Below are 25,834 nucleotides of genomic sequence, written 5' to 3'. Positions count from 1 at the left end.
GTCGATCAGCAGATCGACCTGATGCTCAACTACCGCCAGAGCGGTCACCCCGGAGGCAGCAGGTCGAAGGCCCACATGTTGCTGAGCCTCCTGCTGGGCGGAGCCATGCGCTGGGACATCCGCAACCCGGGCAAGCGGTTCGGCGACAGGTTCGTGCTGGTGGCCGGCCACACCGCGCCCCTGGTCTACGCCACGCTCTCGACCTTCAACGAGGCCCTGCGCGTGATGCACGAGAAGACCGGCGATCCCAGGTACCTGGTGCCCGGCGCGCCGGAGCGGATGCTGACCTGGGAGAACATCCTCGATTTCCGCAACCGCGGCGGACTGCCCGGCCACGTGGAGATGGCCCGCAACAACCTCTTCGTGAAGTTCAACACGGGTCCCAGCGGCCACGGCGGACCACCGATGTGCGGCGAGGCGCTGGCGCTCAAGCGGGCCGGCGCCGAGGGCGTGAAGGTCTTCGGCATCGAGGGCGAGGGCGGACACACCGCTGGCTGCTGGCACGAGACGAAGAACACCGCGTACGGTCTGGGCCTGGACAACATGTTCGTGCTGCTGGACTGGAACGACTACGGCATCGACGACCAGAAGATCAGCTCCGTGGTCCACGGCACACCAGGCGACTGGTTCACGCCCTACGGCTGGCATACCCACGAGGCAGCCGACGGCAGCGCCTGGGAGGACGTGACCCGCGCGATCCTGGAGATGGTCGAGGGCGACAACCCGGTCCGTCGACCCGGCATGTTGTGGGGGAAGACCCGCAAGGGCCGCGGCTACTACAAGTACGACAACGCCAGCCACGGCTCGCCCCACGCGCTGAACAGCGACCTGTTCTGGAAATGCCGCCGGGATTTCGCCGACACGTACGGCGCGGCCTGGGTGGGCGAGGGCGCTCCCGCCCCCGCGGACGGAGAACTGCGCGAGCAGTTCGCGGCCAACCTGAACGTGGCGCTGGACGTCCTGCGCAACGACGAGGCGACCGTGTCCTACCTGGCCGACCGCCTGGTCGAGCTGGGCGAGAGCGTGCCCGAGGAGATCGCGGGCTTCCGCATCCCGGTCTCGACCAACCCGCTGCGCGACGACGCCATCTGGGATTTCGAGACCTACCCGGAGAACATGTGGGCCAAGCCGGGCGAGCAGCAGCCCAACCGAGCCGCCCTGGCGCGCTGGGGCAGCTGGATCAACTCCTACTGCCGGGAGAAGCACGGGCGTCCCCTGTTCCTGGCCTGCTCGGCCGACCTGGCGGGCTCGACCAACATCGCCGGCTTCGCCGCCGACTACGACGACATGTCCAACTACGGCTGGTACGACCGGGAGAAGGCGCCCGAGGGCGTGTTGCTGCCCCAGGAAATCACCGAGTTCCAGAACGCCAGCCTCTGCGTGGGCGCGGCCAGCGTGAACATGTCCGATGATCCGGAGCGGGAGTTCAACGGCTTCTACGCCGCGTGTTCGACCTACGGCTCCTTCAGCTACCTGAAGTACGGCGCCATGCGCCTGTACAGCCAGCTGGCGCAGGACTGCGAGTTCAAGCTGGGCAAGGTGATCTGGGTGGCTGGGCACAGCGGGCCCGAGACCGCCGAGGACAGCCGCACCCACTTCGGCATCTTCTCTCCCGGCATCACCCAGCTCTTCCCCGATGGTCACGTCATCGACATCCATCCCTGGGAGTACAACGAGGTACCGGTGATGCTGGCGGCGGCCATGAAGACCGACAGGCCCATCGTGGCCCTGCATCTCACACGTCCCGGCGTGGTGATCCCCGACCGCGAAGCCCTGGGGCTGGGATCCCACTTCGAGGCGGCCAGGGGCGCTTACATCCTGCGCGACTACAAGGCCGCATCGCCCCGGCAGGGCTGCATCTTTGTACAGGGCACCATGAGCACCTACAACCTGATCCACGCCCTGGAGACCATCGACGCCGCCGGCGTCAACGTGAAGATCGTGGCCGTCCCGAGCCCCCAGCTCTTCAAGCTGCAGAGCCGGGACTACCAGGACCGGGTGATCACCGGCGCCGACCGCATGAACAGCACCTACGTCACCAACCGGGCCCGCCGCCTGATGTCGGACTGGGATTTCAACCCCCTGGCCCGGGAATACGCCGTCTGCAGCGACCGCGACGATGTCTGGCGCGGGGGCGGTTCCCTGGACGAGGTTTGCGAGGACGCCGGCCTCGACACCGGGAGCGTGGCCGCGTCCGTGATCCGCTTCGCCAAGGACCATGACGCGCGCATGGATCGCCTGCGGCGCATGGTGGGCGACGCGGCCAAGGTCTGACCGTCGGCCCGGCCCTCATGAACGCGCCCCCCGTCCCTGGACGGGGGGCGTTTGCACGAGCGGCCCCTTGCGCTATCCTGTGACCATCCACTCCCCCGCGGGGGCTCATGACGCTCCGATCCCTCAATGTCAGGAGTCATGCCATGTCCGAGTTCAAGTTGAAGGGGAACGTCTTCAACACGGTGGGTTCGCTGCCCCCGGTGGGCGCCGTCGCACCCGGTTTCAACCTGACCAGGACCGACCTGTCCGAGGTCACCCTCGAGGAGCTGCGCGGACAGCGCGTCGTGCTGAACATCTTCCCGAGCCTCGACACCGACGTGTGCGCCGCCAGCGTGCGCTACTTCAACGCAGAGGCGGGCAACCTGGCGGATACGACCGTGCTCTGCGCGTCCATGGACCTGCCCTTCGCCCAGAAGCGCTTCTGCGGCGCCGAGGGCCTGGACGACGTGATCCCGGTCTCCGACTTCCGCACCGGCGCCTTCGGCCGCGACTACGGCGTGCGCATCGCCGACGGTCCCCTGGCCGGCCTGCTGGCCCGTTCCGTCGTTGTCGTCGATGCCGGGGGCAAGGTCATCCACAGCCAGCTCTGCCCCGAGACGACCGAAGAGCCCGACTACGAAGCGGCCCTGTCCACCCTGCGTTGAAGGCGATCCCGTACGCACAGAAGCCCCCGGCGGCCCGCCGGGGGCTTCGTCGCGTCCGGGACGGGTCACCCCGGCGCCGGCGCTCCCCGTCGGCGCCGGGCGCGGAAGAAGAGCGCGCCGGCCAGCGCCAGCAGCAGGCCCGAGGTCAGCGGCAGCCCCGAGTAGTAGATCCGGCGAAACTCTGTGTTGGTGGAGGCCGGCTCCAGATAGATGTCCGCGTCCATCTGCGCGGGCGTGTAATTCCGCCGCAGCTTGGTCAGGTAATCGCCCGCCGCGAGCCGAGCGGCCAGGTCGGGGTAGCTGGCGCCGATCGCGCGCATTTCGCCCGCGGACAGCGCGTTGGCGTAGTGGGTCTCGGCGCCGACGAAGTCCATGCGCCGGTCCGCGTTCACATACAGGGTCACCGACGTGTCGTCGTCCGCGCTGAGCGCCGAGATGCGCATGGGATAGACCGGCGCGTCGACGGGGAAGATCAGCCGGATCGGCTGCATGGCGCCGTACCAGAACCAATCGTACTGGGCCTCCTCGAAGGCAGTGCTGTCCACCTTCAGGGTGACGAAGTACCAGGCGTCGTCGACGTAGGACGCCAGCATCGGCGCCACGTCGTCCAGGTTCCCGGCGTGCAGGAAGCCCCAGGCGGTCAACGAGTCGGTCAGGGCGTCCGCGTCGTCGGCCCCGACGGTCATCGTCCGGTAGATGCCGACGAGTTGCTCGTCGATGATGTCCACCCCGCCTTCTCCGTCGTTGGCGGGCGAGACCACGTAGTCCGCCCTGTCGCAGCCCCAGCCCTCGTCCCGGTAGCGCTGCTCGGGCGCGGACAGCATCGCCAGCTGGCGGAAGATATCGACGTCGGACTCCTCGAGTTCGGGCAGGCCCGGCACCGGCACGATCCAGGCGAAGTTCTGGGTGTCGCCGTAGAACTTGGGCAGGATGTGCAGATCCTCGATACCGGCGTCCGCGTCGTAGGCCAGATAGGCGACCTGCTCCGTCTCGTAGATCTCGTATTCCCAGGGGGCGATCATGCAGCCGTCGGCCAGCGATGTTGCCGCGGCGAGAACGACGGTCAGGAGTATGCCCGCCGTCAACGTGGTTGAGCGTGTCATGTGCTTCCTCCCTCCTGTCAGATGGCCCGGGCGTAGTGGAGCCTTGCCCCCATGCCGATCATGTTGACCTCGTGGTCCTGACCTCCCTTGCCTACCTTGCCGCTGCTGCCGCCCCACCAGAGGGTCAAGCCGGCCGCCCGGCGCTGGTCGTGCGAGCGCCACTCGGGCGTCACGGACAGCTGCAGGCCCCTGCCCCAGCCCCGGTCCGTGCGGTGCGCGGCCGCGGTATCCACGTCGGGATCGGGCACCTTCTCCTCCATCCAGACGGCCTCGAAGCAGGCCCCCCAGTAGAGTCGGAAACGGGGGTTCTCGGAGGCGTTGACTCGAAGACCCGCCGTGACGGGCACGGCCCGCAGGCGCGCGTCCCCGGAGCCATCGAAATCGGGTGTGTCGTAGAAGGGGTCGCCGGACACCGCGCCGTAACGGATCCCGAGCACGAACCGGACGTCCTCCCCCGTGCCGACGGAGGCTTCGAGCCCCACCTGCGGCATGCCGCCGTACGTGTCGTACATGTCTTGCTCGTTGAACACCGCGTAGCCCGCGAAGAAGCTGAGCTCGGCCGCCAACGACGCAAGGTCGACGGGGGGCTCTATTCCCGCGGGGGCGGCTACGGTACCGCCCACTTCCCCGGTTTCGACCGGCCCGTCGCAGGAGCCAGCGAGGGGTGAACCGGGTTGCAGCAGCACGAAGGCGACCGACAGGGGCAGGAATATGAGGAGAACGTGCCGGGGATGAGACGGGAAACGCCTAGGGCGGGAGGTTCGTCCTGACATATGTGCTCCGCTTCGTTGAACGTGACTGTGACAACGGCCAGGGCGGTAGCAAGCTGGTTCTATAACATCTCCCGGGTCCAGTCACGTTCAAACATGAGCGGCGTACGGTCGTTTCAATGCCGGTGGCGCGATCGAGTTCCACGAAAAGCCCGACGTCGGGCGTCAGGGAGCCTGCAGGTGCACCGCGTGACAGGCCAGCGGAGTCTCCTGTTGCCCGGTGTGCACCGGCATGTAAACAGCGACCGGCAAGATGAGGTTGATCCGGTGACGTCACCGGTTGCCGCGTTTGAGACTTAGACGTCCACCACCGAATCGTCCGCGCCCGCGAAGGCCGAGGATTCGTAGCGATGGGCATCCCAGTCGTTCTCCCACTTCTCGTTGTCGATGAGATAGCGGTAGCGGTAGGCGTGGCCGGTTTCCAGTTCCAGCGTGGCCTTGAACGAGCCGTCGCGCAGGCGCTGCATGGGCGTGGCCGACTCGTCCCAGTCGTTGAACTCGCCAACGAGGTGGACGGTGGTGGCCTCGCGCGCGGCTTCGCTGGGCAGGTGGAACGTGACCTTGCCTACAGGACGGCTTTTCAGGTATTGGATTTTCAAGCTCATTGTCTCCCTCCGTGATCCCGGTGTCTGTTGGTTGTCCCCTCGCCGGCAGTAGTAAGCACATACGGTCGGCGCGTCAAATCAAAAGATCGTAAAACTTCACCGAGCGGCGTTCCGGACCGGAACAATCCGACAAGTCTTCCTCGCCGTCCGCGCCGTGCCGTGATATTTTCGACGCCGCACACCCAGCCACAGGAGTCCCGCATGTCATCGAACGGGTCGTTTATCGCCCTTATGCTGATCCTGGCCGCTCCGCCCGTCCTCGCCGCGGACAGCCCCGCCGCCGACCCGCCGCTGCTGCACGGCAACATCCGGCTGGTCGAGAGCGTGCCGGTCGAGACCGTGCTGGACCTGCCCGACCTTCCGGACGCGCGGGACGTCTGGCCCGTGCTCATCGCCGGCGCGCGCTCGACCCTGGATATCGAGGTCTTCTACATCAGCGCCGACCCCGCGGCCCCGGATGCCCTGGACGTGGTACTGGCCGAGGTCGCCGCCGCGGCCGAACGCGGCGTCCGCGTGCGCCTGCTGACGGATGCCGGTTTCTACCGGACCTATCCGCAGTGGGTTGACGAGATCGGCGCGCTGCCCGGAGCCGAGTCGCGACTCCTCGACGCCCGCGCGGCCTGGGGCGGCGTGCAGCACGCCAAGTTCTTCGTGGTCGACGGCCGCGCCGCCTTCGTGGGCAGCCAGAACTGGGACTGGCGCTCGCTGGATCACATCCACGAGCTGGGCGTGCGCATCGACGGACCGGAGCCGGCGCGGGCCATCCTCTCGATATTCGAGTGGGACTGGGCCCTGGCCGGGGACGAGGCGCCGCCCCGCGGCGCACCGGTGAATGCCGGTCCCTGGCGCATGTCGGTGCGCGGCCGCGGCGAGGTCTTGATGAGCCTGGCCGCCAGCCCGCCCGCGGGCCTGCCCGCCGGGATCCCCCACGATGAGCCGTTGCTGGTGGACCTGATCGACGGCGCCCAGCGGGAGCTGCGCCTGCACCTGCTGTCCTACAACCCCAGCGACCGCGAAGGCCGCTACTACGAGACGCTGGAGAACGCCCTGCGACGCGCCGCCGCCCGCGGCGTGCAGGTCCGGATCATCCTTTCCAACTGGAGCAAGCGCAAGTACATGCAGCCCTATGCGAAGAGCCTGGCGGTCCTGGACAACGTCGAGGTGCGATTCACCGACATCCCGCCCTGGTCGAGCGGTTTCGTCTCCTTCGCCCGCGTCGAGCATCCCAAGTACCTGGTCAAGGATGGCGACGCGGCCTGGCTCGGCACCGCCAACTGGGGACGGAGCTACTTCCACACCTCGCGCAATCTGAGCTTCTTCTTCGCGGGCGAGGCGGTGGCCGCAGACATGGCGCGCTTCTTCGACAACAGCTGGAACAGCCCCTACGCCGAGACCGTCGATCCCGGCAAGGACTACACGCCGCCCCGCCGCGAGGAGTGAACCGATGATCGATCGCCTGCAGGACATGTCGCGCGACCAGATCGCCGCTTGGCTCGAGGACGCCGCCAAGCTGTGGCTGGCACACGACGGGCTGTGGTTCCAGTCCATCGAGAAGGGCCGCGGCATGGCAGAGGCCATGGCGCACGACGCCGGCGCCTGGGCCCGCTTCTCGCCCCTAGAGGCGAAGCGGATCATGAAGCGCCTGGGAATCGAGCCGGGCGGCGGCATCCCCTCCCTGATCCGGTGCCTGGAGCACCGCCTCTATGCCCTGCTGAACGCGCAGGAGATCGTCGAGCGGAGCGGCGAGCACTGCGTCTTCCAGATGTCGGATTGCCGCGTGCAGTCGGCGCGCGCCCGCAGGGGCCTGGGTGATTTCCCCTGCAAGGCGGTGGGTCAGGTGGAGTACGAGACCTTCGCCAGGACGATCGACCCGCGCCTGACGGCCAGATGTCTGGGTTGCCCTCCCGACCCGCACCCGGTAGATTGGTATTGCCGGTGGGAATTCCGGCTGGAAGAATAGCCTCGCGCGCCAGGGAAGGATTCCTCATGCCGAAGCCGCCGAGAAGGCTGGAAAAGAACAGCATCGCCCTGGTCGTCATCGACATCCAGCAACTGTTCCGGCCGCTGATCCACGAGGCGGACCTCGTGATCGCAAATGCCTCGCGGCTGATCCGCTTCGCGGACAAGCTCGACATACCCATCCTGCTGACCGAGCACTACCCGCAGAAGCTGGGGCCGACGGTCACCGAGCTGAGCGATCTCATCCCCCGCGTCGAGCCTATCGAGAAGATCTCCTTCTCCTGCGCGGGCGACCACCACTTCATGTCGCGCCTGAAGTCCACGCACCGCGAACAGGTCGTGCTCTGTGGCATCGAAACGCACGTCTGCGTCTACCAGACGGCGCGCGATCTGCTGGAGGAGGGTTACCAGGTCGTGGTGGCGGCCGACGCCGTATCGTCCCGCCAGGTCAGCAACCGCAACCTGGGCCTGGCCTACATGCGCGACATCGGCGTGCAGGTGATGACCTCGGAGATGTCCTTCTTCGAGCTGCTGCGGATCGCCCGCACCGACGACTTCCGGACCGTGGCCGACATCCTCAAGGAGAACCCGCGGCCGGGACGGGCCTCGCCTTCGCCGGCCTCACGCAAGGCCGGCGCCTGAGCCGTTACAGTCCATACTTCTCGATCCTGTAGACGAGCACGTGTCGCGGCACGCCCAGATAGAGCGCGGTGCGGGACTTGTTGCCGTCGTTGAGCACCAGGGCGCGCCGGATCACTTCCTTCTCCAGCTCGATCAGCGAGAGACCGTCCGCGGGAAAGGGCCCCAGCGGCAGGCCGCCGGACGGCGAGGCCGCCGGCTCGCCGCTGCGCGCCAGGTCCGTGGCGTCGAGCCCGTCGCTTTCGCGCAGGATGACCAGGCGCTGGTTGAGGTTCTTCAACTCGCGCACGTTGCCCGGCCAAGGGCGGCGCGCCAATTCCGCCAGCAGGCCCGGCGTGCTCGGCAGGCGGATGCCCGCGTGCAGTTCGGTGAAGTGGTCCCACAGCAGCGGTATGTCCTCTGCACGCTCGCGCAGCGGCGGCACGCGCAGGGGCACCACGTTCAGGCGATAGTACAGGTCCTCGCGGAACGCGCCGGCCGCCACCGCCGCCACCAGATCCACGTTGGTCGCGCAGACCAGGCGGAAGTCGGCCGGCACAGGCCCGTCGCCGCCTACCGGATCGACGGTGCAGGTCTCCAGCGACCGCAGCAGTTTGGCCTGGATCGCGGTGGGCAGCTCGCCGATCTCGTCCAGGAAGAGGGTGCCGCCGTCGGCCGCCCTCAGACGGCCCCTGGCGTCGCGGTGCGCTCCGGTGAAGGCGCCGCGCACATGGCCAAAGAGCTCGGATTCGACCAGGTTCCCGGGGATGGCGCCGCAGTTGACCGCCACGAAAGGCCCCTCCGCGCGCGGCGACTGGTCGTGCAGGGCGCGGGCGACCAGTTCCTTGCCCACGCCGCTCTCGCCCATGATCAGCACGTTCACGTCGGCCGCCGCCACCTGGCCGATGCGCGCGACCAGGGTCTCCATGGCGTGCGAGGCGAACAGGAACGACGGGCCGCCAGGACGTTCGCGCAGGGCGCGCCGCAGCCGGCTGTTGTCCGCCTCCAGCTCGCGCGAGCGCAGGGCCCGCTCCACCGTCAGGCGCAGCTCGTCCCGGTTGAATGGTTTCAGCAGGTAGGTGAACGCCCCCATCTGCATGGCCTCGACCGCCTGCTCGACGGTGCCGTAGGCGGTGAACATGATCACGGGCACGCCGGGGGCCGCTTCGCGGACGTGGCGCAGTACCGCCATGCCGTCGCGTCCGGGCATCTTCAGGTCGGTCAGCACCAGGTCGGGCGGATCCGCGTCGAAGGCGGCCACCCCGGCGTCGCCGTCGGTGGCGGTCGTGACCGCGTAACCGGCGCCGCCGAGGATGAAGCTCACGACATCGCGCAGGCTGAGGTCGTCGTCGATCAGCAGGATCCGCGCCATCAGCCCTCCCCTTCGTCCGCCGGAAGCTCGACCGTGACCCGCGCGCCGCCGCCGGGAACGTTGGCGGCGGTCAGGGTGCCGCCGTGATCCTCGGCTATCCGCAGGCAGACGGCCAGCCCGAGCCCTGTCCCGCCCTCCCGTGTCGAGAAGAACGGCGTGCCGAGCTGTTGCAGGGCCTCGGGGGCGAAGCCGGGCCCGTCATCGACTACGTCCAGCAGCATACGGCCGTTGCGGCGGGATAGCGAGACCTGCACGCGGCCGCCGGCGGCGGCCTGGCTCGCGTTGATCACCAGGTTGAGCAGCAGCTGGCGCAGGCGTTCCCGATCGCCGCGAATGACGGTCCCGCAGCCGTCGGGCGCCGATAGCGACAGCCGCGCGGAGACGGGTTCGTGTCGCAGCAGCTCGAGCACTTCGGCTGTCTCCGCCGCCAGGTCGACGGGATCGCGTCGCGTCTCTCGCGGGCGCGCGTAGTCCAGGAAACGGGTCAGGACACCGTCGAGCCGGGCCGATTCTCCCTGGAGGATCTCGAAGAGACGGGCCTTGGGATCGCCCGCGGGCACGTCGTCGGCGAGGATGTCCGAGGCGCCCTTGATCGAGGCCAGGGGATTGCGGATCTCGTGGGCGAGACCGGCCGAGAGACGGCCCACCGCGGCCAGCCGGACCGACCGCACCAGTTCCGCTTCCATGGCGGCCTTGTCCGCGAGTGCGAGCCGCAGGCCGTCCGCCGCCGCAGCCTCGGCGCGCAGGGCGCGACGCCGGCGATCGGCCAGCAGTCCCGTCAGCATGCCGATGGCCAGGTAGAGGACCATCTCCAGCACCTTCTCGAAGGTCGCCGCCGGATCGAAACCGATGTAGCCGAAGGCGTGGGGGATGTAGAGGGCGCAGATCAGCGCGGCGGCGCCGAGACCGCCCCGCCAGCCCCAGCGCAGCGCCGCCACGACGATGGGGAAGTAATAGAGCCGGCGGAAGATGCCGTGCGCCTCGTGGATGTGCACCGCGGTGTTGTAGTGCAGGAAGGACACCAGGGCGATCATGGCGCCGACGATGAGCAGACCGGCAGCCAGTCCTTCTTCGGCGTTTCGGGTCGGTCGTTCCAGGTTCACGTCTCGTTCCCCGCTACTGGGTCTTGCCGGCCTCGATCAAGACCTCGATGCGCCGGTTGCGCGCGCGCCCGTCGGGCGTGCTGTTGGCCGCTACGGGGCGATCCGGCCCGAGACCGGCCACCGCGAAGGCGTCCGCTGGCCGCTGCAGCTTCTCGGCCAGGGCGCCGGCCACGGCCCTGGCGCGGGATTCGCTCAGGAGCAGGTTGCCCTCCCGCGGCCCGGAATCGTCCGTATGGCCCTCCACCCTGACCGGCGCCCGCGGAAACTTGGCGATCACCTCGGCCAGCTTGTCCAGCAGCGGGTCGTACCTGGGATTGAGCCAGGCGCTGCCCGAGGCGAACTTCAGGCCGACCAGCCGCACGTGCACGTTGCCCTCGGGAGTCAACCTCACCTCGCCCTCGTCGTCCGTGAAAAGCTCGCCCAGACTCTTGACGAGCGTCTCGCGTTCGCGCGCGAGGCGCACCTGATCCTCGGCGGCCGAACGGTCGGCCTCGGCGACGCCGGCCCGCAATTCCATCTCCCAGAGCCGATGACGCAGCTCGGTCACCTCGGCGCTGAGATCCGCTATGGTCGAGTCCCGCGACGCACGCTCCGCGCTCACCCAGACCTGCTGTCCGCGGTTGACGGCCTCCAGGGAGTCGCAACGCGTGCGCAGGGCGCGCAGGCGCCGGTCGAGAGCGCCGACCAGGGCGCGGCCCGCGTCGGGGCCGGTCAGGACCGGGTCCAGTGCGAGCTCGGAGACTGTCGCCACGCTGCCCACGAGCCGGTCGTAGCTTTCCGCCGCCGCTTCCCAGCCGTGACGTTCGTCGCGCAGTTCCTGGATGAAACGGGCACGGGAGAGCAGCCGCTGGGCGTGGACGCGCGCCTCCCGCAGGGCGGCGCCGGCCCGGCCTGAGGCGTCGGGGGGATCGCCCATGATCATGTTCTCGACTGACCTGTAGGCCGCCGCGGCCGCTTCGTAGAAGACCGGGCAGCGCTTGTCAGCGCCCAGATCCTTGGCTGCCTTGATGATGGCATCGATCTCCGCCAGCTGATCGGCGGGGGTGCCGGAAGGCTGGGTCGACGCGGGAACCGCGACCGCGAACAGGGCGACCAACAGGGTGAAGAACAACAAAGTGGTTCTCATGTATGCCTGTCCTCCCGGGCTCGCGCCGCGAGCCAGATCTTCAGGTGCTTGAGATAGGTGGCGAAAGCAGTCAACTGGCAGAGAGCCAGCCCGTGTGCGCCTTCGCGCCAGCCCTGCTGCAGCAGGTAGGTGCGCGCGAAGGCCAGGTGCCCCCTGACGACGGCGCACGCCAGCGAACCTCGTTCGCCTCGGGCGACGGCCTCTTCGGCGGCGAGGGAGCCGTAGAGATTCTGCTTCCGGAGCCACTGGTGCAGGTCGTCGTAGGCTTCGTGCAGCAGCAGCCCTTCCAGGCGCTCGACCCGATCCTCCGTCACGACGCTCTCGTGGACGCTCTGCGCGTTGAAGGCGGCCCGCTCGCGGTCGAACAGGCGGACCACCCAATCGGGATGCCAGCCGCCGTGCCGCATCCAGCGGCCCAGAAAGCGCGAGAGACGGTTCACCGCGTAGGCGGCCGGGGCCGGTTCGTCAGGCAAGGCGCGGATCGCCTCGCGCAGCTCGGGAGTGATCCGCTCGTCGGCGTCGATGCTCAGGACCCAACGGTTGCGCGCCGCCGCCGTCGCCGCCGCCTTGGTCGGTCCGAAACCCAGCCACTCGCCGTGGACGACTCTCGCCCCGTACCGGGCGCAGATGGAGAGGGTCTCGTCCGTGGAGCCCTGGTCCCGCACCAGGATCTCGTCGGCGAAATCCAGGGACGCCAGGCAGGCGTCGAGGGTCGCGGCCGCATTCAGGGTGATGAGGCAGGCCGAGATCTTCACTCCGGCTCCTCCCCCGGCACCGCGGCGACCAGACCCGCGGCCACGGCCGCCTCGTCGACCAGCAGCACCTTGCCGCGGTTGCGCCGATCCTGCAGGTAGTGATGGGCGCTGGCGGCGTCGGTCAGCGGGAACGTGCGGTCGACGTGCGGTCGTATCCGCCCCTCGCCGGCCCACGCGAGCAGACGGTTCATCCAGGCGGCCACCCTCTCCTGCTCGCCCCACATGCGGCCCAGGTTCACGCCCAGCACGCCCTTGTTGTCGTTCATCAGCCGGATGGGATTCAGCCCCAGCCAGGGCACGCCGGCGAGCGTGCGCAGGACGTCGAGCCTGCCGCCGCGCTTCGATCGGGCGGCGTCGGCGAAGCCGAAGAGCACCAGGCGCCCGGCCGGGGCGAGGGCCTCGTAGCTCTCGCGTATCCAGCGGCCGTGCCGGGGTTCCAGGGCGATATCCACGCCGCGGCCGCCGGTGGCGGCGCGCACTTCGGCCGCGAAATGCCGCTGCCGCGAATCGAGACAGAAGTCGACGCCCCGCTCCCGCAGGAAATCATGCTTGGCCGGCGAGGCGCTGCCCAGGACGCGTGCGCCGCGCAAGCGCGACAGCTGTACAGCGGCCAGCCCCACCCCGCCGGCGGCGCCGTGGACCAGGACGGTCTCCCCCTCGCGGGGCGGCGCCATGACCTCCAGCATCTGGTAGGCGGTGAGGTAGTTCACGGGCAGCGCCGCCGCGGCGGCCAGCGACAGGCCGTCGGGCAGACGGTAGGTGTGTCGCGACGGCACGCAGACCACGTCGCTGTACCCGCCGAAACCGCACAAGGCCAGGACGTGTTCGCCCAATCGGGATTCGGAGACGCCCTCGCCCACGGCATCGACGACCCCGGCGATCTCGTAGCCGGGCACCATGGGCAGACGCGGCGCGTCCGGGTAGAGTCCGATACGGATCATCACGTCGGCGAAGTTGACGCCGGCCGCCGCCGCCCGCACGCGGACCGTTCCGGGCCCGGGCGACGGGTCGGTGGATTCGCGCACCTCCATCACTTCGGGCTCTCCCGTGCGGGTGATCCAGACCTGGCGCATCGGTCACTCCTGCGCGGCGGCGTCCTGCGCGTGCACCGCGATGATTCGCAGATCGTCGATCCAGAGGTGGCCCTTGCCCTCGAGATACACCGCGGTGCGCATCTTCTGCGGCGCTTCGCCCGGCAGCAGGGGCATCCTGACCTCGACTGCCTGCCAGTCCTTCGTGCGGCCGATATCCTTGCACAGCCTGCGTATCCAGCGCGGCGCCGCGTCCGCGGTGAAGATCCACAGATCGAGGAAGGTGTCCCCGCCGAGCATCTCGCTCTTCATGTCGGCGCTCAGGATCAGGTCGTCTCCCTCGATTCTCCCGGGCGTGAACTCGTGGAGATTGACTAGCGTCTTGCCGTTGGAGAAGACGTGCAGGGAACCGCCGCCGTCCACGCTCTGGCCGGCGTCGATCCCGACGTTCTCGCCGACGCCCAGGAGACCCTCCGCGTCATCCAGGGGGAAGGAAGCGATCTGCACCGGCCCCCCGGATCCGCCGCAGCCGGCCACCAGCAACAGGACGAGCCAAGCGGCGGCACCGGGTCGGCGCAGGCCATCAACGAATTGTGTCATGGACAACCTCCCGTTCGATCACGTTCACGCCGCGGGCAGGGCTGCGCGGCACCGGAACGGTAACATATGCCTCGACGGGTTGCCACGGCCAAGCCCCCGGACGTGCGGGGCGAGCAAATCCGCGAGGCGCGGGTCACGTTCGGGGCCCGGTCTCCTGCGCGCCCGGAGAACCTGGCGCGCTTCTACATCCCGGCGCGTGCGTAAGTGCCGTTTCCGGGCATGGCCTTCCACATCTGGGCGGGGATCTTCGGCCTCGCGCACGACATCCTGCATGGCGGCGGGCAGCTCCCATCGAAAAAGGGGCGGCCGGCCGGCCGCCCCTCGCTCGACGATCTATCGGTTGCTATTCCCGGGCCGCGCTCCTGGCGGCGTAATTCATGTAGACGCACAGCCCGATGAAAAGGAGCAGGGCCAGCAGGGCCGACGCCGGATTCTCCTCCACCCAGCCGTGGGTGCCGATGGAGTGGATGACCGACCAGTCGGAGGCCTCCACCCGGGTGCCGTCGTGCAGGAGCTTGGACCAGGGGCCCCAGGAGAAGGGCTGCCAGCCGAAGATGTCGATGGTCTGCCCCCCGGCCAACCACCGGCCGATGAAGAGCACGAAGGCGCTGACCACGCCCATGATGGCGCCGCCGGCGACGAAACCGGACGCGATGAGCGTGCCGCGTTCCTTGCGCTTGGTGGCGACCTCTTCGGTACGGGCGCGGGTGGAGAAGTAGGCCACCAGGCCGCCGGCGAGGATGGGGGTGTTCAGGTGCAGGGGCAGGTACATGCCCAGGGCGAAGGCCAGGGCTGGCACGCCGACCCAGTCCAGCACCAGGGCCATGAAGACGCCGCCCATGTAGAGCATCCAGGGCGCGGGCTCGCCGGTCATCAGGGGCTGGATGACCGCGGCCATGGCGCTGGCCTGCGGGGCCTCGAGCTGGCTGCCGGCGCCGAAGCCGTAGACGTTGTTCAGCAGCATGATCACGCCCGCCACCGACGCCGCGGCGAACAGGGTGCCCAGGAACTTCCAGCGCTGCTGGACCGCCGGCGTGGTGCCCAGCCAGTAACCGATCTTCAGGTCGCTGATGAAGCCGCCGCTCATGCTCAGGGCCGTGCAGACCACGCCGCCGATGAGCAGGGCCGCCACGATGCCGTTGTTGCCCTCCAGACCGACCCACTTGAGGATCACCGAGGAGATGATCAGGGTCATCAGCGTCATGCCGGACACCGGGTTGGTGCCGACGATGGCGATGGCCCTGGCGGCCACGGTCGTGAACAGGAAGGCGATGACGGTCACGATCAGCAGGCCGGCGACCGCCCAGCTCAGCTTGTGCGTGACGCCCATCCAGAAGAAGAGGAAGACCGCGAGGATCGACAGGACCGTCAGCGTCGAGACCCACTTCATGGGCAGATCGCGCTGGGTGCGTTCGCCGCCGCCCTCGACCGAGACGCCGCCCCTGATCTCGTTCAGGGCGAGCTGGAAGGCGCCCCAGATGATGGCGCGGGACTTCCAGACGCCCAGCATGCCGGCCATGGCGATCGTGCCGATGCCGATGTGGCGCACGTAGTCGGTGAAAATGTCGGCCGGCGCCATGGTCTGCAGTTCCGTGACGCCGAATTCCTTGCCGATGAAGCCGAAGGCCGGCACGATCACCCACCAGGCCATGAACGAGCCCGAGGCGATGATCAGGGCGTAACGCAGGCCCACGATGTAGCCCAGGCCGATGACGGCCGCATCGACCAGCATACGGAACTCCAGCTTGACGGACTGGCCCAGCTTCTGCCCCCAGGCGAAGGTCGTGGTCGTGAAGTTCTCGCGCCACAGCCCGAAGGTGCCGTTGAGGAAGTTGTAGATGCCGCCGATCAGGCCGGCCTGGATCAGCACCTTGGCCTGCTCGCCGCCCGCCTCGCCGGCCATCAGCACCTCCGTGCTGGCCGTCGCCTCCGGGAACGGGAATTCGCCGTGCATGTCCTTGACGAAGTAACGACGGAAGGGGATCAGGAAGAGTATGCCGAGGAAACCGCCGAGCAGCGAGGCCATGAAGATGCGGAAGAAGCCCGCCTGATCGTCCAGGCCCAGGATGTACAGGCCCGGGACCGTGAAGATGGCGCCCGCCACCACCACGCCCGACGCCGAGCCGATCGACTGGATCAGCACGTTCTGCTGCAGACTGTCCTTCTTGCCCAGCGCGCTGGACAGGCCGATGGCCAGGATCGTGATGGGGATCGCGGCCTCGAAGACCTGGCCGATTTTCAGTCCGAGATAGGCGCAAGCCGCCGAGAAGAGCACCGCGTAGAACAGTCCCCAGAAGAGGGAGTATCCCGTGAGCTCCGGCACGATCCTGCTCGCCGGTATGACCGGGACGAACTCCTCGCCGGGCTTGAGCTTGCGGTACGCATTCTCCGGTAGGCTTGTGGCCTTGCCAGTGACGTCCATGGAAACCTCCGGGTTCGAGTCCATCAGGCCTGGGCGGTGCCGCAGCGGCGTGCGTGCCCCCGGCATGGATGTCTTGGACAGACCCGGGAAAACTACCATCGCCGGCGAGAGGTTACAAGGAACTGTTGGCCGCGTTGCCGGTCGTCCCCGGACACCCCCTGCGGTTACCTGCGCGGGATCGGCATCCGTTCCGGCGGCGACCAACCGGACCTGCGCCGCGATCACCCCCATTCGGCCGATTCACTTGCCTGATGCGTGGACAGGAAATACCTTAGCCCTGTATCGAACCGCCACCGCGGATCAGAAATCGAGACCAGGATGACCCGTCCCCAAGGAGACAGCCCATGCTCTCACGCAAGGCCGACACGATCTTCCCCACGCTCACCGAGCGTTTCGTCAAGTACGCCAGGATCAACACGCAGGCCCAGGAAGGCTCCGAGACCTACCCCTCGTCGGCCTGCCAGCTCAATCTCGCGCGGGTACTGGTGCAGGAACTCCAGGACCTGGGCCTGACCGACGCCGCCATGGACAAGCACGGCTATGTCACGGCGACCCTGCCGGCCAACGAACCTTCCCTGGAGCGGGTGCCAGTCATCGCCTTCATCTCGCACATGGACACCTACCCCGAGGTGTCGGGCAAGAACGTCAATCCCCTCTTCCACGAGAACTACCAGGGCGGCGACATCCGTTTGCCCGAAAACGACGTAGTCATCCCGGCGTCGGAGAATCCCTATCTCGAGCAGTGCCTGGGCGAGACCATCATCACCTCCGACGGCACCACGCTGCTCGGCGCCGACGACAAGGCGGGCATCGCCGAGATCATGGAGGCGCTGACGCGCATGGTCGAGAACCCCGACTTCGAGCACGGAACGGTAAAAGTGGCCTTCACGCCCGACGAGGAGATCGGCAAGGGCGTCCTGCATTTCGACGTGGAGAAGTTCGGCGCCACGGTGGCCTACACCATGGACGGGGGACAGCGCGGCGACATCGAGAACGAGACCTACTGCGCCGACACCGCCGTGGTGACGTTCACCGGCCGCGACATCCATCCCGGCTACGCCAAGGACAAGATGGTCCCCGCGGTGAAGGTCGCCGCCGAGTTCGTCACGCTGCTGCCGCGCGACATGGCCCCCGAGACCACCGAGGGCAAGCAGGGCTATCTCCATCCGATCAACATCGAGGGAAACACCAGCAAGGTGACCGTCAACATCCTGGTCCGGGACTTCGACGTGAAGGAGCTCGAGCCCAAGGTCGACAGGATCCGCAAACTGGCCGCCAAGGCCTGCGCCGCGTGGCCCGGCAGCTCCTTCGCCATGGAGATCAAGGAATACTACCGCAACATGAAGTACGACCTGGAGAAGGAGCCCCGCGCCGTGGACTATGCCACGGAGGCCATCCGGCGCGTGGGGCTGAAGCCCAAGCTCAGCGCCATCCGCGGCGGCACGGACGGCTCCAACCTCTCGGCGCGCGGCCTGCCAACGCCCAACCTCTTCACGGGCGAGCAGAGCTTCCACAGCTACACCGAGTGGATCTGCGCCAAGGACATGGAGCTGGCCACGCGGACCATCCTGCAGACCATCACGGTCTGGGCGGAGAAGGAAAGCGCATAGTCGCGGCGGATCGATCTTCGAGCGGAGAAATGGCCCGGCCCGTGCCGGGCCATTTTCGTGCAACAGTTTTCGTGCTTGCGCGTATGATCTCAATGTGATATCATTCTAACATCACACAACGGGGACCAGGGTCCTGCAACGCGGAGGATGTGCTGATGCACAAGGAAAAATCACTATCGGTCGCTTCGGGCTGGCTTTTCCTGCCCCTGCTGATCCTGCTGATGGGCGGCGCGATCTGGCTGTTCGTGAATGCCATCGCCACCGAGACGGTCTGGAAGCTGATCGTCGCCATCGTCGCCTTCGTTGCCGACATCATCCTGCTGGTGGGCTTCTTCGTGGTGAACCCCAACGAGGCCGCGGCCCTGCTGCTCTTCGGCGACTACAAGGGCACCGTCAAGCAGAACGGTTTCTGCTGGGCCAATCCCTTCATGACGAAGCTCAAGATCTCCCTGCGGGCCCGGAACCTCAACGGCGAGAAGATCAAGGTCAACGACCTCACGGGCAATCCCATCGAGATCGCCGCGGTGGTCGTGTGGCGCGTGGTCGAAACGGCGGAGGCCCTCTTCGAGGTGGACGACTACGCGGAGTACGTGACGACACAGAGCGAGGCCGCCGTCCGGCGCCTGGCCAGCGCCTACCCCTATGACGGCCCGGAGGATCAGCTCACACTGCGCGGCACCACCGACGAGCTGAACGAGCGGCTGGAGAAGGAGCTGCAGGAACGGCTGGACCGGGCGGGCGTGAAGGTGATCGAGGCGCGTCTGAGCCATCTGGCCTACGCGCCCGAGATCGCCGGCGCCATGCTGCAGCGTCAACAGGCCAGCGCCGTGGTGGCCGCCCGCCAGCAGATCGTGGCCGGTGCGGTGGGCATGGTCGAGCTGGCGCTCGAGGAGCTGAACAAGAAATCCATCGTCGTACTGGACGAAGCGATGAAGGCCACCATGGTGTCTAACCTGATGGTGGTGCTCTGCAGCGAGCATTCGGCCCAGCCCGTGGTCAATACCGGCACGCTGTACCAGTAAGGAGCCTGAATGACACCCCTCTACCAGTCGCGGCAAGTCGCGTGGTGGGTGATCGGGATGATCGTGGTGATGACGGTCTTCTTCACGTTCATCGCGACGAACAGGACCGCGGAAGCTCCGATCTGGGTCTACCCGGCGATCCTGCTCGTGATGCTCCCGCTCTGCTTCATGACGGTGACGGTCACACGAGAGCACCTGCGCATCGCCTGCCTGCTGGGTGTCCCCCGCAAGACAGTCAGGATCGGGGACATCCGGTCGTGCGAGCCATACCGGGCCAAGGGCATCCAGCGCTTCGCGGCGCAGATCAAGCCCTTCCAGGGACGCTTCCAGATGACCGGTGCGGGGGGTGTCGTCATCAACAGGAACCGGGGGATCCCGATCATGGTCAGCGACCCGGAGCCGGACGAGCTAGCGCGGGCCGTGGCCCGGGCCCGCGAGAAGCACGACCGGCCCGGGAGGGCCTGACGCCATGGCCGCCCGTAAATCCTTCCCCCTGCGCATCGGCCCGGAGCTCTACGAGGAGCTCCGGCGCTGGGCCGAGCAGGATTTCCGGAGCGTCAACGGTCAGATCGAGTTCATCCTGCGCGAGGCCGTGCGGCGCAGGAAGCGGGACCGCCCGCCCGCGGGCGACGACCGGTCCGCCTGACGGGACCTGACGCACTTCCGAGCGCCGTGCGCCCCCCGCCGGCAAAGCCGCTCATTGGATCTGGAAATCGAAGCCGTCCCCGGGCTCGTCCGCCCCGATGCAGAGTAGCGGCCCCAGCGGCAGATAGGTCGCTTCGATCCGGGACCTGAAGGGTTCGAGGGCGGCCGCGGTCCTCCCGGGCAATCCCTCGCGCCAGGGGACGCGCAGATCCGACAGGGACAGCGCCAGGATCTCGTCGTCGAGGGTTTGCAGCCATTGCGGATCGCCCCCCACCGCAGCGGCCGCGTCCCGCTGGGCGCGGAGCCAGGCCTTGAAATGACCATGCAGGCGCCCGATGCGTGGGCCCATGTCCTCTTGATCGTGGGTACTGAAGACCGGCTCCAGATCGTGCCCCAGCCACGAGTGGTAGGCGGTCACGTAGAGGTAGGAGTATTCGCCGAGGCCCATGCCTTCCCGCAGCAGGGCTTCGTTGCGTTGTGACAGGTAGCCAGCCACCGACTTGCCCAGGCCGATGACGCTCTTGAAGCCCTGGAGGAACATGCCCGGTTTGAAGGAACTGTTCTCTTCCATGCTTCGCAAGGTCTCGCCGTGCGAAGCCAGCTTCGAGCCCACGGCGGCGATGGCTTCCTGGATGCGCAAGAAGGTCTCGAGCCGACCCGGATCGAGGCGTCCGTCGGCGGGCGGGACGTAGTTGCGCAGTCCACCGAACTGGCTGGTCAGCTCGCGCTGGCTCACGCTTACCTCGTCGAGACTCGCGACGACCTGCTTGCCCGTCCGGAACATCACCACCCCGCCGACCGCGACGATCGCCAGGATGACCAGGCAGCCGAGGCCGCACCCCGTCAGCCAGTTCCGCTTGCTCGACATCACGCCTCCCCCGGCACCGTGGCCTCCACCCTTCTTTTCCCGTGATCACGTTTGTGCAAAGCTTACATTGTCAAGGGACGTTGGGGCGATTATTTTGATCACAGCTATAAAAACGCGCGGAAGGCTTGCAGATCACCGGCGACGACCCCGGCACCTATCGATCACCAAGAAGGAGAATGCGATGTCCGAACCCATCAAGTTGGAAAGCGCCGACTTCCAGAGTCAGGTGCTCGAGAGCGCCGTGCCGGTGCTGGTCGATTTCTGGGCCCCCTGGTGCGGCCCCTGCAAGCTGCTCACGCCCATCATCGAGGAGCTGGCCCGCGAATACGACGGCAAGGCCAAGGTCGCCAAGGTGAACGTCGACGACAACCAGGACCTGGCCATGAAGTTCAGCATCCGCAGCATACCCACGGTCATGATCTTCAAGGACGGCGCGCCCCACGCCTCCCTGGTAGGCACACAACCCAAGATCGCCCTCAAGGAAGCCCTCGACGCGGCGCTGTAGAGGACGAAACCGGCACGACCGATCCACCCGGCGACGCGGACGGGACGATCGGAAGGCTCGACACGGGAGAGAAGACAAATGGCTGGACTGATCAGCAAGATGAAGGATGTGTTCAAGGGCGACGGCAAGTTGAACAACATCGTGATGATCGTCTTCGACAGCTGCCGGTGGGATGCTTACTGCGCGGCCCGGACGCCGAACCTGGACCGCATCGCGGCGGCGGAGCGTCGCTACAGCTATGCCAGCTGGACCAGCCCCAGTCACTACACCTTCTTGATGGGCATGATCCCCCACCGGAGTCCCAGGGGCGTCTTCGCCAGCAACGTCTACCGCGACGAGTTCGCCCTGTGGAGCGCACGCCTCAACATGCCCGCGGTCGAGTTCGGCAAGTTCGTTCCGCAGCTCTCCCTGCCCTATTTCCTCAAGCAGCAGGGTTACTGGTGCGAGGGCTGGGTCAGCCTGCCGGTGCTCAATCCCATGACCAGCCTGTCGGCGCATTTCGACAAATACGAGCTGGCGCCCAGCCACAACGACCTGGGCCGCATCCTCCAGGAGCTGCGGTTCCGCGCGGACCAGCCCTCGTTCTTCTTCATCAATACCGGCGAGACCCACTACCCCTACCTGTTGCCCGGCGAGACGGCGGACGACCTGCCCCACATCAGCGGCGTGCACGGCGTCTTCAAGCATCTGGACGACTTCCTGAAGAATCCATCCGAGTTCCTGGAGGACCGCAAGCAGGACGACTTCTTCACGCCCGAGCAGTTCAAGGCCTTCTACGAGAAGCAGATCGTCTGCGTGGAGCATCTCGACGCGGTGGTCGGCGCGTTCATGTCGCGGTGCCCCGCCAACACCTGGTTCATGATCATGTCGGACCACGGCGAACTCTTCGGCGAGGACGGCTACTTCGGGCACGGACCCATCTTCCACGAAAAGGTCTTCGAGGTGTTCTACCTGGAGGGCAGACGTCCCTGAGACGGCGGACGCATGGTCTGGCCGGTTGCCGCACATGCTCTGCGAGAAATCGCGGCGACCGGCCAGACCATGTGTCCGTCAGGGCCGCTTGTGCGCTGGCTGCATCTTTTGCCGATGAGTTCTGTTTTTTTACGATGATGATTATTTCGACGAAATGATCCTGTAATTCGATGATGCGCATGCCTTTAATTCAAATTATCATGCGGTAATAAATAAGTTGTTTCCTGTCGATTTTGAATATGATAGGTTAAAAACTGAGGATGCAACATCTGCCGAGTCAAGATCCGATGGGTCCTCGGCAGGGCATCCCCGCAGTTCGTATCCGGCGCGATCCACAGGAGACATGCGCCATCCAATTATCAAGGGGGGGTACGGTATGCGACTCAAAACAACGGCGATTCTCGCTCTCACACTCCTGCTGTTCTCCAGCCTGGCGCTCGCGATCGACAAGTCGCCGCAGCCCGGCACGCACAGCAAGCTCTATCAGCCGCCGAGCGTTCGGCATGGGTCGGCGTTCACCAGCCGGGCCATGTTCGAGGGCTTCGAGGGCGCCTTCCCGCCCGTGGGCTGGACCCAGGGCATCTTCAACACCACCTACACCTGGGAACAGCAGAGCTACGGACCGATCGAGGGCTCGTATGAAGCCTACATCCACTGGGATACCTACAATCCCTCCAACGAGACCCTCGAATTCAGCCAGTACGTCGACGTGGCGGGCGGCGAGTACGTCCTCAGCTTCTGGATGGCCGGCAGCATCGGCCAGTCCTGGGACCTGTTCGTCGCCGAGACCGTCGAGATCGACGGCACCACGGTCTTCGACTTCGACTCGTCCGTGACCGTCGGCTACATGGTCTACGACAAGTACTTCATCGACCTGTCGGCCTACGACGGCACGACCGTCACGATCACCTTCCGCTACGAGGGCCAGGACGGCGACGCCCACTACATCGACGCCGTCATGGTCGACGACGGCACGGGTTACGTGGTCCCGCCCGTCGATTTCTGCAGCCTGGTGGAAGACGCCGAAGGCACCGGCATGTTCTACGGCGACACCTGCGACGGACAGAACCTGATCTTCGACCTGGATTGCGACTACTACACCGAGTACGGCCTCGAGGATTACTACGGTGTCCTGGTGGCGGCCGGCGGCTCGTTCACCGCAACGGTGACCAACACCGCCGACGGCGCCCTGTGGGTCCTGGCCGAATGCTCCGCCGCGGGCGGCCTGTTCACCTGCCTGGCCTATATCGACGACACTTTCACGGGCGACCCCGAGGTCATCAGCTACACCAACACAACAGGATCGGAGCAGATCGTCTACCTGGTCATCGACTCCTGGGGTGGCGGAAGCTGCGGAACCTACGAGATGGACTTCCAGGGCCTGGACGCCATCGCCAACGAGGTGATGAGCCTCGGCGATGTGAAGACCCTGTACCGTTGAGTCACGGATCGATACGGTTCGACCTGAGACAGAGAGCCCCGGTCGCGACCGGGGCTCTCCGCATTCATGATCTCGCACGACTCTCACGGACTCGGCCTCGCGACCCCCGGGACCTGTCTCAATCGATGTAGCCCAGCGACCGCAGCCGCTGCCTGCTGGCCTCGTCCAGGGTCTCGACGGGCAGGATCTCGGCCGCCGCCCCGTGCGCGCCGCCCTGGGCCAGGAACGATCTGAGCTCGGCCCAGAGACGGCCGGCGACGTCATCGTGGTCGCCGGTCCCGATCAGGTTGACGCGTTCGCCGGGATCCGTCCCGAGGTCGTAGAGTTCCAGGTCCTCGCCGCCCTCTTCCCAGAGCAGCTTGAGATCGCCTTCGTACCAGGCGAAGATGGGCGGAATCCGCCGGTTGGTCTGGGAGAAGATCCTGGGCGGCTGGCCGGCATCCGCGGATTGCACGCCCGCCAGCAACGGCACCAGCGAGCGCCCGGCCAGCTGCAGGGTGTCCCGGGGTATGCCCTGCAACTCCATCAGGGTGGGCAGGAGATCGACGAGTTCCACGGGCTGGGCGATCCGGCGTCCGGCCAGGTCCGGCAGGCCGGGAATGTGCACGACCAGGGGGACGCGGACCACTTCCTCGTAGGCGATGCCGCCGTGGCCGTGATGGGTGCCGTGCTCCCAGAACGCCTCGCCGTGATCGGACATCAGGATGAAGATCGTGTCGTCCCAGACCCCCTCGGCCTGCATCTTTCGGATCATCGCGCCGAGCGCGTAGTCGATGAACGTCAGACTGGCGTCGTAGAGCGCCTCGATGTCCTCCGCCTGTTCCGGCGCGGGGCGGGTGCCCTGAAGGCCGTTCAAGAAATCGACGCTGCCGAGCCGCTTGTCGCAGGGACCCCGGGTGAAGAGGCTGCAGAACGGCTCCGGGGGCCGATAGGGCGAATGGGGGATCATGAAGTGCAGATAGGCGAAGAAACCGTCCTGCGCCCGCTCCTTCATCCATTCCAGCGTGTGGGCGATCATCAGCACGTCCGCCGGGCCCCGTTCGTCCGCCGCCAGGAGCAGCTCCGTGGGCAGGTCCCACAGGTGATGGAACTCGGTGAAACCCTGGCCGTGGCCCAGCTCGCTCTTGAGCCAGGTGTTGCAGGTGAAGCCCAGGCGGTGGTCGTAGCGCCGGGCCATCACCTCGGCCATCGTCGTCATCTCGGGGGGGATCTTCAGCAGCGTCTCGCGGGTGATGTTCACGTCGTCGCCGAAGACGGGGTAGCGCGAGGTGAAGTAGGAGAACACCGACAGCATGGTGCCGCTGGCCTGGGCGTAGGCGTTCTCGAAGACGACCGACTCGCGGGCGAGCGCGCTCAGGTAGGGAGTGGTCTCCCGGTCGTAGCCGTAGAAGCTGAAGTGCTTCGCGCCGGCCGCATCGAGCAGGATGATGATGATGTTCTGTCTGCTCGTCACCTCGACGACGGCGTCGATGGCCTGTCGCGCCGGGTCGCCGCCGTCGCCGCCGGAACCGCAACCCGTCGACGCCAGCAGGCAGGCGACGAGCGCGGGCGCGACGAAGAACCTGAAGCGCGGAGATCTCATCGGACGGTATTCCTTGCTCTCGAACGGAAGCTCCGGCGTCGATCCAACATAGTACAGAAGCCCCCCGTCAGGTACGATAACCCGCGCGATCCTCCCCCAGCACTTCCATCACCGCCGGCACGACATCGGTGATGGCGCCGCACCCCGCCGCGAAACCCTCCGCCCCAGGCCCCCACGCCATCAGCGGGACGGGGTTGCATGTATGCGAGCGGGTGGAGAGATCCTCCAGGTTGCCGTGGTCGCTGGTCAGCAGGACGAGCGTGTCGCCGGCCACGTCGGCCAGCAGGGCGTTCAGGAACATCTCCAGCTTCGTCAGTTCGCCCTCGCAGCGCTCCCGGTCCCGGCCGTGCCCGGCGCGGTCGGTCTGGAAGTACTCGAAGAGGGTGAAGTCGCGCAGCGCGGCGTTGCGGGCCAGGACGCGGCCCGCCGCCGCCGGGGTCATCTCAGGCACGTCGAAGCCCTTGTCGATCAGCTCGCGGTTGGTGAACTCCTGGTAGATGGAGCGCCCGGCGGCGATGTCGTCCAGGCCGAAGAACGGCAGCCCGGCGGCGAGCTGCGCCACCGTGGTGGCCGACAGGCGCCACTGCATCTGCGGGGGCAGCTCGAAGAAGACGGGGCGGAAGGCGTTGAGGAAGATGCCGGCGCGGCCCCGGTCGCGCAGCTGTACGAAGACGGACCGCCGGCGCAGGATCTCGCGCAGGGCCGGCGTGGGGAAACCGGTCACATGGCCGCCGACCTCGCGCGGAGCGTTCACGCCGCTGAGCAGGGACGTCTGGCCGGTGGCGCTCTGGGGCAGGCCGTCGACGC

The 25,834-nt window shown here is 67.1% G+C and carries 25 protein-coding genes; 12 read left to right on the top strand and 13 right to left on the bottom strand.

What is annotated here, in order from left to right; translation table 11 throughout:
• Nucleotides 1-21: 21 nt before the first annotated feature.
• Both KJ554_09250 and tpx read left to right on the top strand, forming a co-directional pair.
• A complete protein-coding gene (locus tag KJ554_09250) occupies nt 22-2,274 on the top strand; it encodes a transketolase (GenBank protein ID MBU0742520.1) in 2,253 nt (750 codons plus the stop codon).
• 143 nt (nt 2,275-2,417) lie between these two features.
• A complete protein-coding gene (gene tpx / locus KJ554_09245; protein ID MBU0742519.1) occupies nt 2,418-2,918 on the top strand; it encodes a thiol peroxidase in 501 nt (166 codons plus the stop codon).
• Between the two features lie 65 nt (nt 2,919-2,983).
• Here the strand turns inward: tpx and KJ554_09240 are convergent, their stop codons facing one another.
• From KJ554_09240 to KJ554_09230, 3 genes are all read right to left on the bottom strand, one after another.
• Entirely contained in the window at nt 2,984-4,021 is a 1,038-nt protein-coding gene (locus KJ554_09240; GenBank protein MBU0742518.1) for a DUF2330 domain-containing protein, read from the bottom strand.
• A 17-nt stretch (nt 4,022-4,038) separates the two neighbouring features.
• The gene (locus KJ554_09235) at nt 4,039-4,707 is read right to left on the bottom strand and encodes a hypothetical protein (protein ID MBU0742517.1); all 669 of its coding nucleotides are present in this window, start codon (nt 4,705-4,707) and stop codon (nt 4,039-4,041) included.
• A gap of 380 nt (nt 4,708-5,087) precedes the next feature.
• Nucleotides 5,088-5,396 (bottom strand): isoamylase early set domain-containing protein, encoded by a 309-nt coding sequence (locus tag KJ554_09230; protein MBU0742516.1) that lies wholly within the window; start codon nt 5,394-5,396, stop codon nt 5,088-5,090.
• A gap of 201 nt (nt 5,397-5,597) precedes the next feature.
• Between KJ554_09230 and KJ554_09225 the strand changes: the two genes are divergently transcribed.
• From KJ554_09225 to KJ554_09215, 3 genes are read left to right on the top strand one after another with little or no spacing between them, the layout of a single operon-like run.
• Complete coding sequence (locus KJ554_09225) at nt 5,598-6,836, top strand: phospholipase (GenBank protein ID MBU0742515.1); 1,239 nt, start codon at nt 5,598-5,600, stop codon at nt 6,834-6,836.
• A gap of 4 nt (nt 6,837-6,840) precedes the next feature.
• Nucleotides 6,841-7,356: a hypothetical protein gene (locus tag KJ554_09220; protein ID MBU0742514.1), complete on the top strand. Its 516-nt coding sequence runs from the start codon at nt 6,841-6,843 to the stop codon at nt 7,354-7,356.
• 26 nt (nt 7,357-7,382) lie between these two features.
• Entirely contained in the window at nt 7,383-7,997 is a 615-nt protein-coding gene (locus KJ554_09215) for a hydrolase (GenBank protein MBU0742513.1), read from the top strand.
• 4 nt (nt 7,998-8,001) lie between these two features.
• On the opposite strand, the gene KJ554_09210 is transcribed toward KJ554_09215, so the two are convergent.
• The 7 genes from KJ554_09210 to KJ554_09180 form a co-directional block, all read right to left on the bottom strand.
• Entirely contained in the window at nt 8,002-9,345 is a 1,344-nt protein-coding gene (locus tag KJ554_09210; GenBank protein ID MBU0742512.1) for a sigma-54 dependent transcriptional regulator, read from the bottom strand.
• Nucleotides 9,345-10,448: a sensor histidine kinase gene (locus KJ554_09205; protein ID MBU0742511.1), complete on the bottom strand. Its 1,104-nt coding sequence runs from the start codon at nt 10,446-10,448 to the stop codon at nt 9,345-9,347. Before KJ554_09205 ends, KJ554_09210 begins: the two co-directional genes overlap by 1 nt.
• Before the next feature lie 13 nt (nt 10,449-10,461).
• A complete protein-coding gene (locus KJ554_09200) occupies nt 10,462-11,574 on the bottom strand; it encodes an OmpA family protein (GenBank protein ID MBU0742510.1) in 1,113 nt (370 codons plus the stop codon).
• Nucleotides 11,571-12,329, bottom strand: coding sequence for a glycosyltransferase family 2 protein (locus KJ554_09195; protein ID MBU0742509.1), 759 nt, complete (start codon nt 12,327-12,329; stop codon nt 11,571-11,573). Before KJ554_09195 ends, KJ554_09200 begins: the two co-directional genes overlap by 4 nt.
• Entirely contained in the window at nt 12,326-13,402 is a 1,077-nt protein-coding gene (locus tag KJ554_09190) for a zinc-binding dehydrogenase (GenBank protein MBU0742508.1), read from the bottom strand. The genes KJ554_09195 and KJ554_09190 overlap by 4 nt, the downstream gene beginning before the upstream one ends.
• A 3-nt stretch (nt 13,403-13,405) precedes the next feature.
• The gene (locus KJ554_09185) at nt 13,406-13,960 is read right to left on the bottom strand and encodes a hypothetical protein (protein ID MBU0742507.1); all 555 of its coding nucleotides are present in this window, start codon (nt 13,958-13,960) and stop codon (nt 13,406-13,408) included.
• A gap of 343 nt (nt 13,961-14,303) precedes the next feature.
• Entirely contained in the window at nt 14,304-16,382 is a 2,079-nt protein-coding gene (locus tag KJ554_09180; GenBank protein MBU0742506.1) for an oligopeptide transporter, OPT family, read from the bottom strand.
• Between the two features lie 344 nt (nt 16,383-16,726).
• On the opposite strand from KJ554_09180, the gene pepT reads away from it, so the two are divergent.
• The 4 genes from pepT to KJ554_09160 all read left to right on the top strand — a co-directional run bounded on the left by pepT (nt 16,727) and on the right by KJ554_09160 (nt 19,660).
• Entirely contained in the window at nt 16,727-17,992 is a 1,266-nt protein-coding gene (gene pepT / locus KJ554_09175; GenBank protein ID MBU0742505.1) for a peptidase T, read from the top strand.
• A gap of 155 nt (nt 17,993-18,147) precedes the next feature.
• Nucleotides 18,148-19,014 (top strand): SPFH domain-containing protein, encoded by an 867-nt coding sequence (locus KJ554_09170; GenBank protein ID MBU0742504.1) that lies wholly within the window; start codon nt 18,148-18,150, stop codon nt 19,012-19,014.
• A gap of 9 nt (nt 19,015-19,023) precedes the next feature.
• On the top strand, nt 19,024-19,479 hold the full coding sequence (locus KJ554_09165) for a hypothetical protein (protein MBU0742503.1): 456 nt from the start codon (nt 19,024-19,026) through the stop codon (nt 19,477-19,479).
• Between the two features lie 4 nt (nt 19,480-19,483).
• Nucleotides 19,484-19,660: a toxin-antitoxin system HicB family antitoxin gene (locus tag KJ554_09160; protein ID MBU0742502.1), complete on the top strand. Its 177-nt coding sequence runs from the start codon at nt 19,484-19,486 to the stop codon at nt 19,658-19,660.
• A gap of 51 nt (nt 19,661-19,711) precedes the next feature.
• On the opposite strand, the gene KJ554_09155 is transcribed toward KJ554_09160, so the two are convergent.
• Nucleotides 19,712-20,527: a hypothetical protein gene (locus tag KJ554_09155; protein MBU0742501.1), complete on the bottom strand. Its 816-nt coding sequence runs from the start codon at nt 20,525-20,527 to the stop codon at nt 19,712-19,714.
• Between the two features lie 181 nt (nt 20,528-20,708).
• On the opposite strand from KJ554_09155, the gene trxA reads away from it, so the two are divergent.
• The 3 genes from trxA to KJ554_09140 all read left to right on the top strand — a co-directional run bounded on the left by trxA (nt 20,709) and on the right by KJ554_09140 (nt 23,445).
• On the top strand, nt 20,709-21,032 hold the full coding sequence (gene trxA, locus KJ554_09150; protein ID MBU0742500.1) for a thioredoxin: 324 nt from the start codon (nt 20,709-20,711) through the stop codon (nt 21,030-21,032).
• A gap of 99 nt (nt 21,033-21,131) precedes the next feature.
• Nucleotides 21,132-22,004, top strand: coding sequence for a metalloenzyme (locus KJ554_09145; GenBank protein MBU0742499.1), 873 nt, complete (start codon nt 21,132-21,134; stop codon nt 22,002-22,004).
• Between the two features lie 376 nt (nt 22,005-22,380).
• Entirely contained in the window at nt 22,381-23,445 is a 1,065-nt protein-coding gene (locus KJ554_09140) for a choice-of-anchor J domain-containing protein (GenBank protein MBU0742498.1), read from the top strand.
• Between the two features lie 118 nt (nt 23,446-23,563).
• On the opposite strand, the gene KJ554_09135 is transcribed toward KJ554_09140, so the two are convergent.
• Both KJ554_09135 and KJ554_09130 read right to left on the bottom strand, forming a co-directional pair.
• Nucleotides 23,564-25,027: a sulfatase-like hydrolase/transferase gene (locus KJ554_09135; protein MBU0742497.1), complete on the bottom strand. Its 1,464-nt coding sequence runs from the start codon at nt 25,025-25,027 to the stop codon at nt 23,564-23,566.
• A 67-nt stretch (nt 25,028-25,094) separates the two neighbouring features.
• The coding region (locus KJ554_09130) for an alkaline phosphatase family protein (protein MBU0742496.1) at nt 25,095-25,834 on the bottom strand (740 nt) is incomplete at its 5' end.

The organism is bacterium (genome assembly GCA_018814885.1).
Classification (GTDB): Bacteria; Krumholzibacteriota; Krumholzibacteriia; order LZORAL124-64-63; family LZORAL124-64-63; genus JAHIYU01.
Note: the sequence above shows the minus strand (reverse complement) of the source record. Positions and strands in the feature narration are given on the sequence as shown.

Bases quoted from the DNA above. Each gene is read 5' to 3' on its own strand.
- KJ554_09190 (MBU0742508.1), bottom strand. From the start codon at position 13,402: ATGCGCCAGGTCTGGATCACCCGCACGGGAGAGCCCGAAGTGATGGAG.
- KJ554_09185 (MBU0742507.1), bottom strand. From the start codon at position 13,960: ATGACACAATTCGTTGATGGCCTGCGCCGACCCGGTGCCGCCGCTTGG.
- KJ554_09225 (MBU0742515.1), top strand. From the start codon at position 5,598: ATGTCATCGAACGGGTCGTTTATCGCCCTTATGCTGATCCTGGCCGCT.
- KJ554_09170 (MBU0742504.1), top strand. From the start codon at position 18,148: ATGCACAAGGAAAAATCACTATCGGTCGCTTCGGGCTGGCTTTTCCTG.
- KJ554_09210 (MBU0742512.1), bottom strand. From the start codon at position 9,345: ATGGCGCGGATCCTGCTGATCGACGACGACCTCAGCCTGCGCGATGTC.
- KJ554_09155 (MBU0742501.1), bottom strand. From the start codon at position 20,527: ATGTCGAGCAAGCGGAACTGGCTGACGGGGTGCGGCCTCGGCTGCCTG.
- KJ554_09145 (MBU0742499.1), top strand. From the start codon at position 21,132: ATGAAGGATGTGTTCAAGGGCGACGGCAAGTTGAACAACATCGTGATG.
- KJ554_09140 (MBU0742498.1), top strand. From the start codon at position 22,381: ATGCGACTCAAAACAACGGCGATTCTCGCTCTCACACTCCTGCTGTTC.
- KJ554_09160 (MBU0742502.1), top strand. From the start codon at position 19,484: ATGGCCGCCCGTAAATCCTTCCCCCTGCGCATCGGCCCGGAGCTCTAC.
- KJ554_09240 (MBU0742518.1), bottom strand. From the start codon at position 4,021: ATGACACGCTCAACCACGTTGACGGCGGGCATACTCCTGACCGTCGTT.
- KJ554_09165 (MBU0742503.1), top strand. From the start codon at position 19,024: ATGACACCCCTCTACCAGTCGCGGCAAGTCGCGTGGTGGGTGATCGGG.
- KJ554_09215 (MBU0742513.1), top strand. From the start codon at position 7,383: ATGCCGAAGCCGCCGAGAAGGCTGGAAAAGAACAGCATCGCCCTGGTC.
- KJ554_09220 (MBU0742514.1), top strand. From the start codon at position 6,841: ATGATCGATCGCCTGCAGGACATGTCGCGCGACCAGATCGCCGCTTGG.
- KJ554_09180 (MBU0742506.1), bottom strand. From the start codon at position 16,382: ATGGACGTCACTGGCAAGGCCACAAGCCTACCGGAGAATGCGTACCGC.
- KJ554_09135 (MBU0742497.1), bottom strand. From the start codon at position 25,027: ATGAGATCTCCGCGCTTCAGGTTCTTCGTCGCGCCCGCGCTCGTCGCC.
- KJ554_09250 (MBU0742520.1), top strand. From the start codon at position 22: ATGCTCAACTACCGCCAGAGCGGTCACCCCGGAGGCAGCAGGTCGAAG.
- pepT (MBU0742505.1), top strand. From the start codon at position 16,727: ATGCTCTCACGCAAGGCCGACACGATCTTCCCCACGCTCACCGAGCGT.
- tpx (MBU0742519.1), top strand. From the start codon at position 2,418: ATGTCCGAGTTCAAGTTGAAGGGGAACGTCTTCAACACGGTGGGTTCG.
- trxA (MBU0742500.1), top strand. From the start codon at position 20,709: ATGTCCGAACCCATCAAGTTGGAAAGCGCCGACTTCCAGAGTCAGGTG.
- KJ554_09200 (MBU0742510.1), bottom strand. From the start codon at position 11,574: ATGAGAACCACTTTGTTGTTCTTCACCCTGTTGGTCGCCCTGTTCGCG.
- KJ554_09230 (MBU0742516.1), bottom strand. From the start codon at position 5,396: ATGAGCTTGAAAATCCAATACCTGAAAAGCCGTCCTGTAGGCAAGGTC.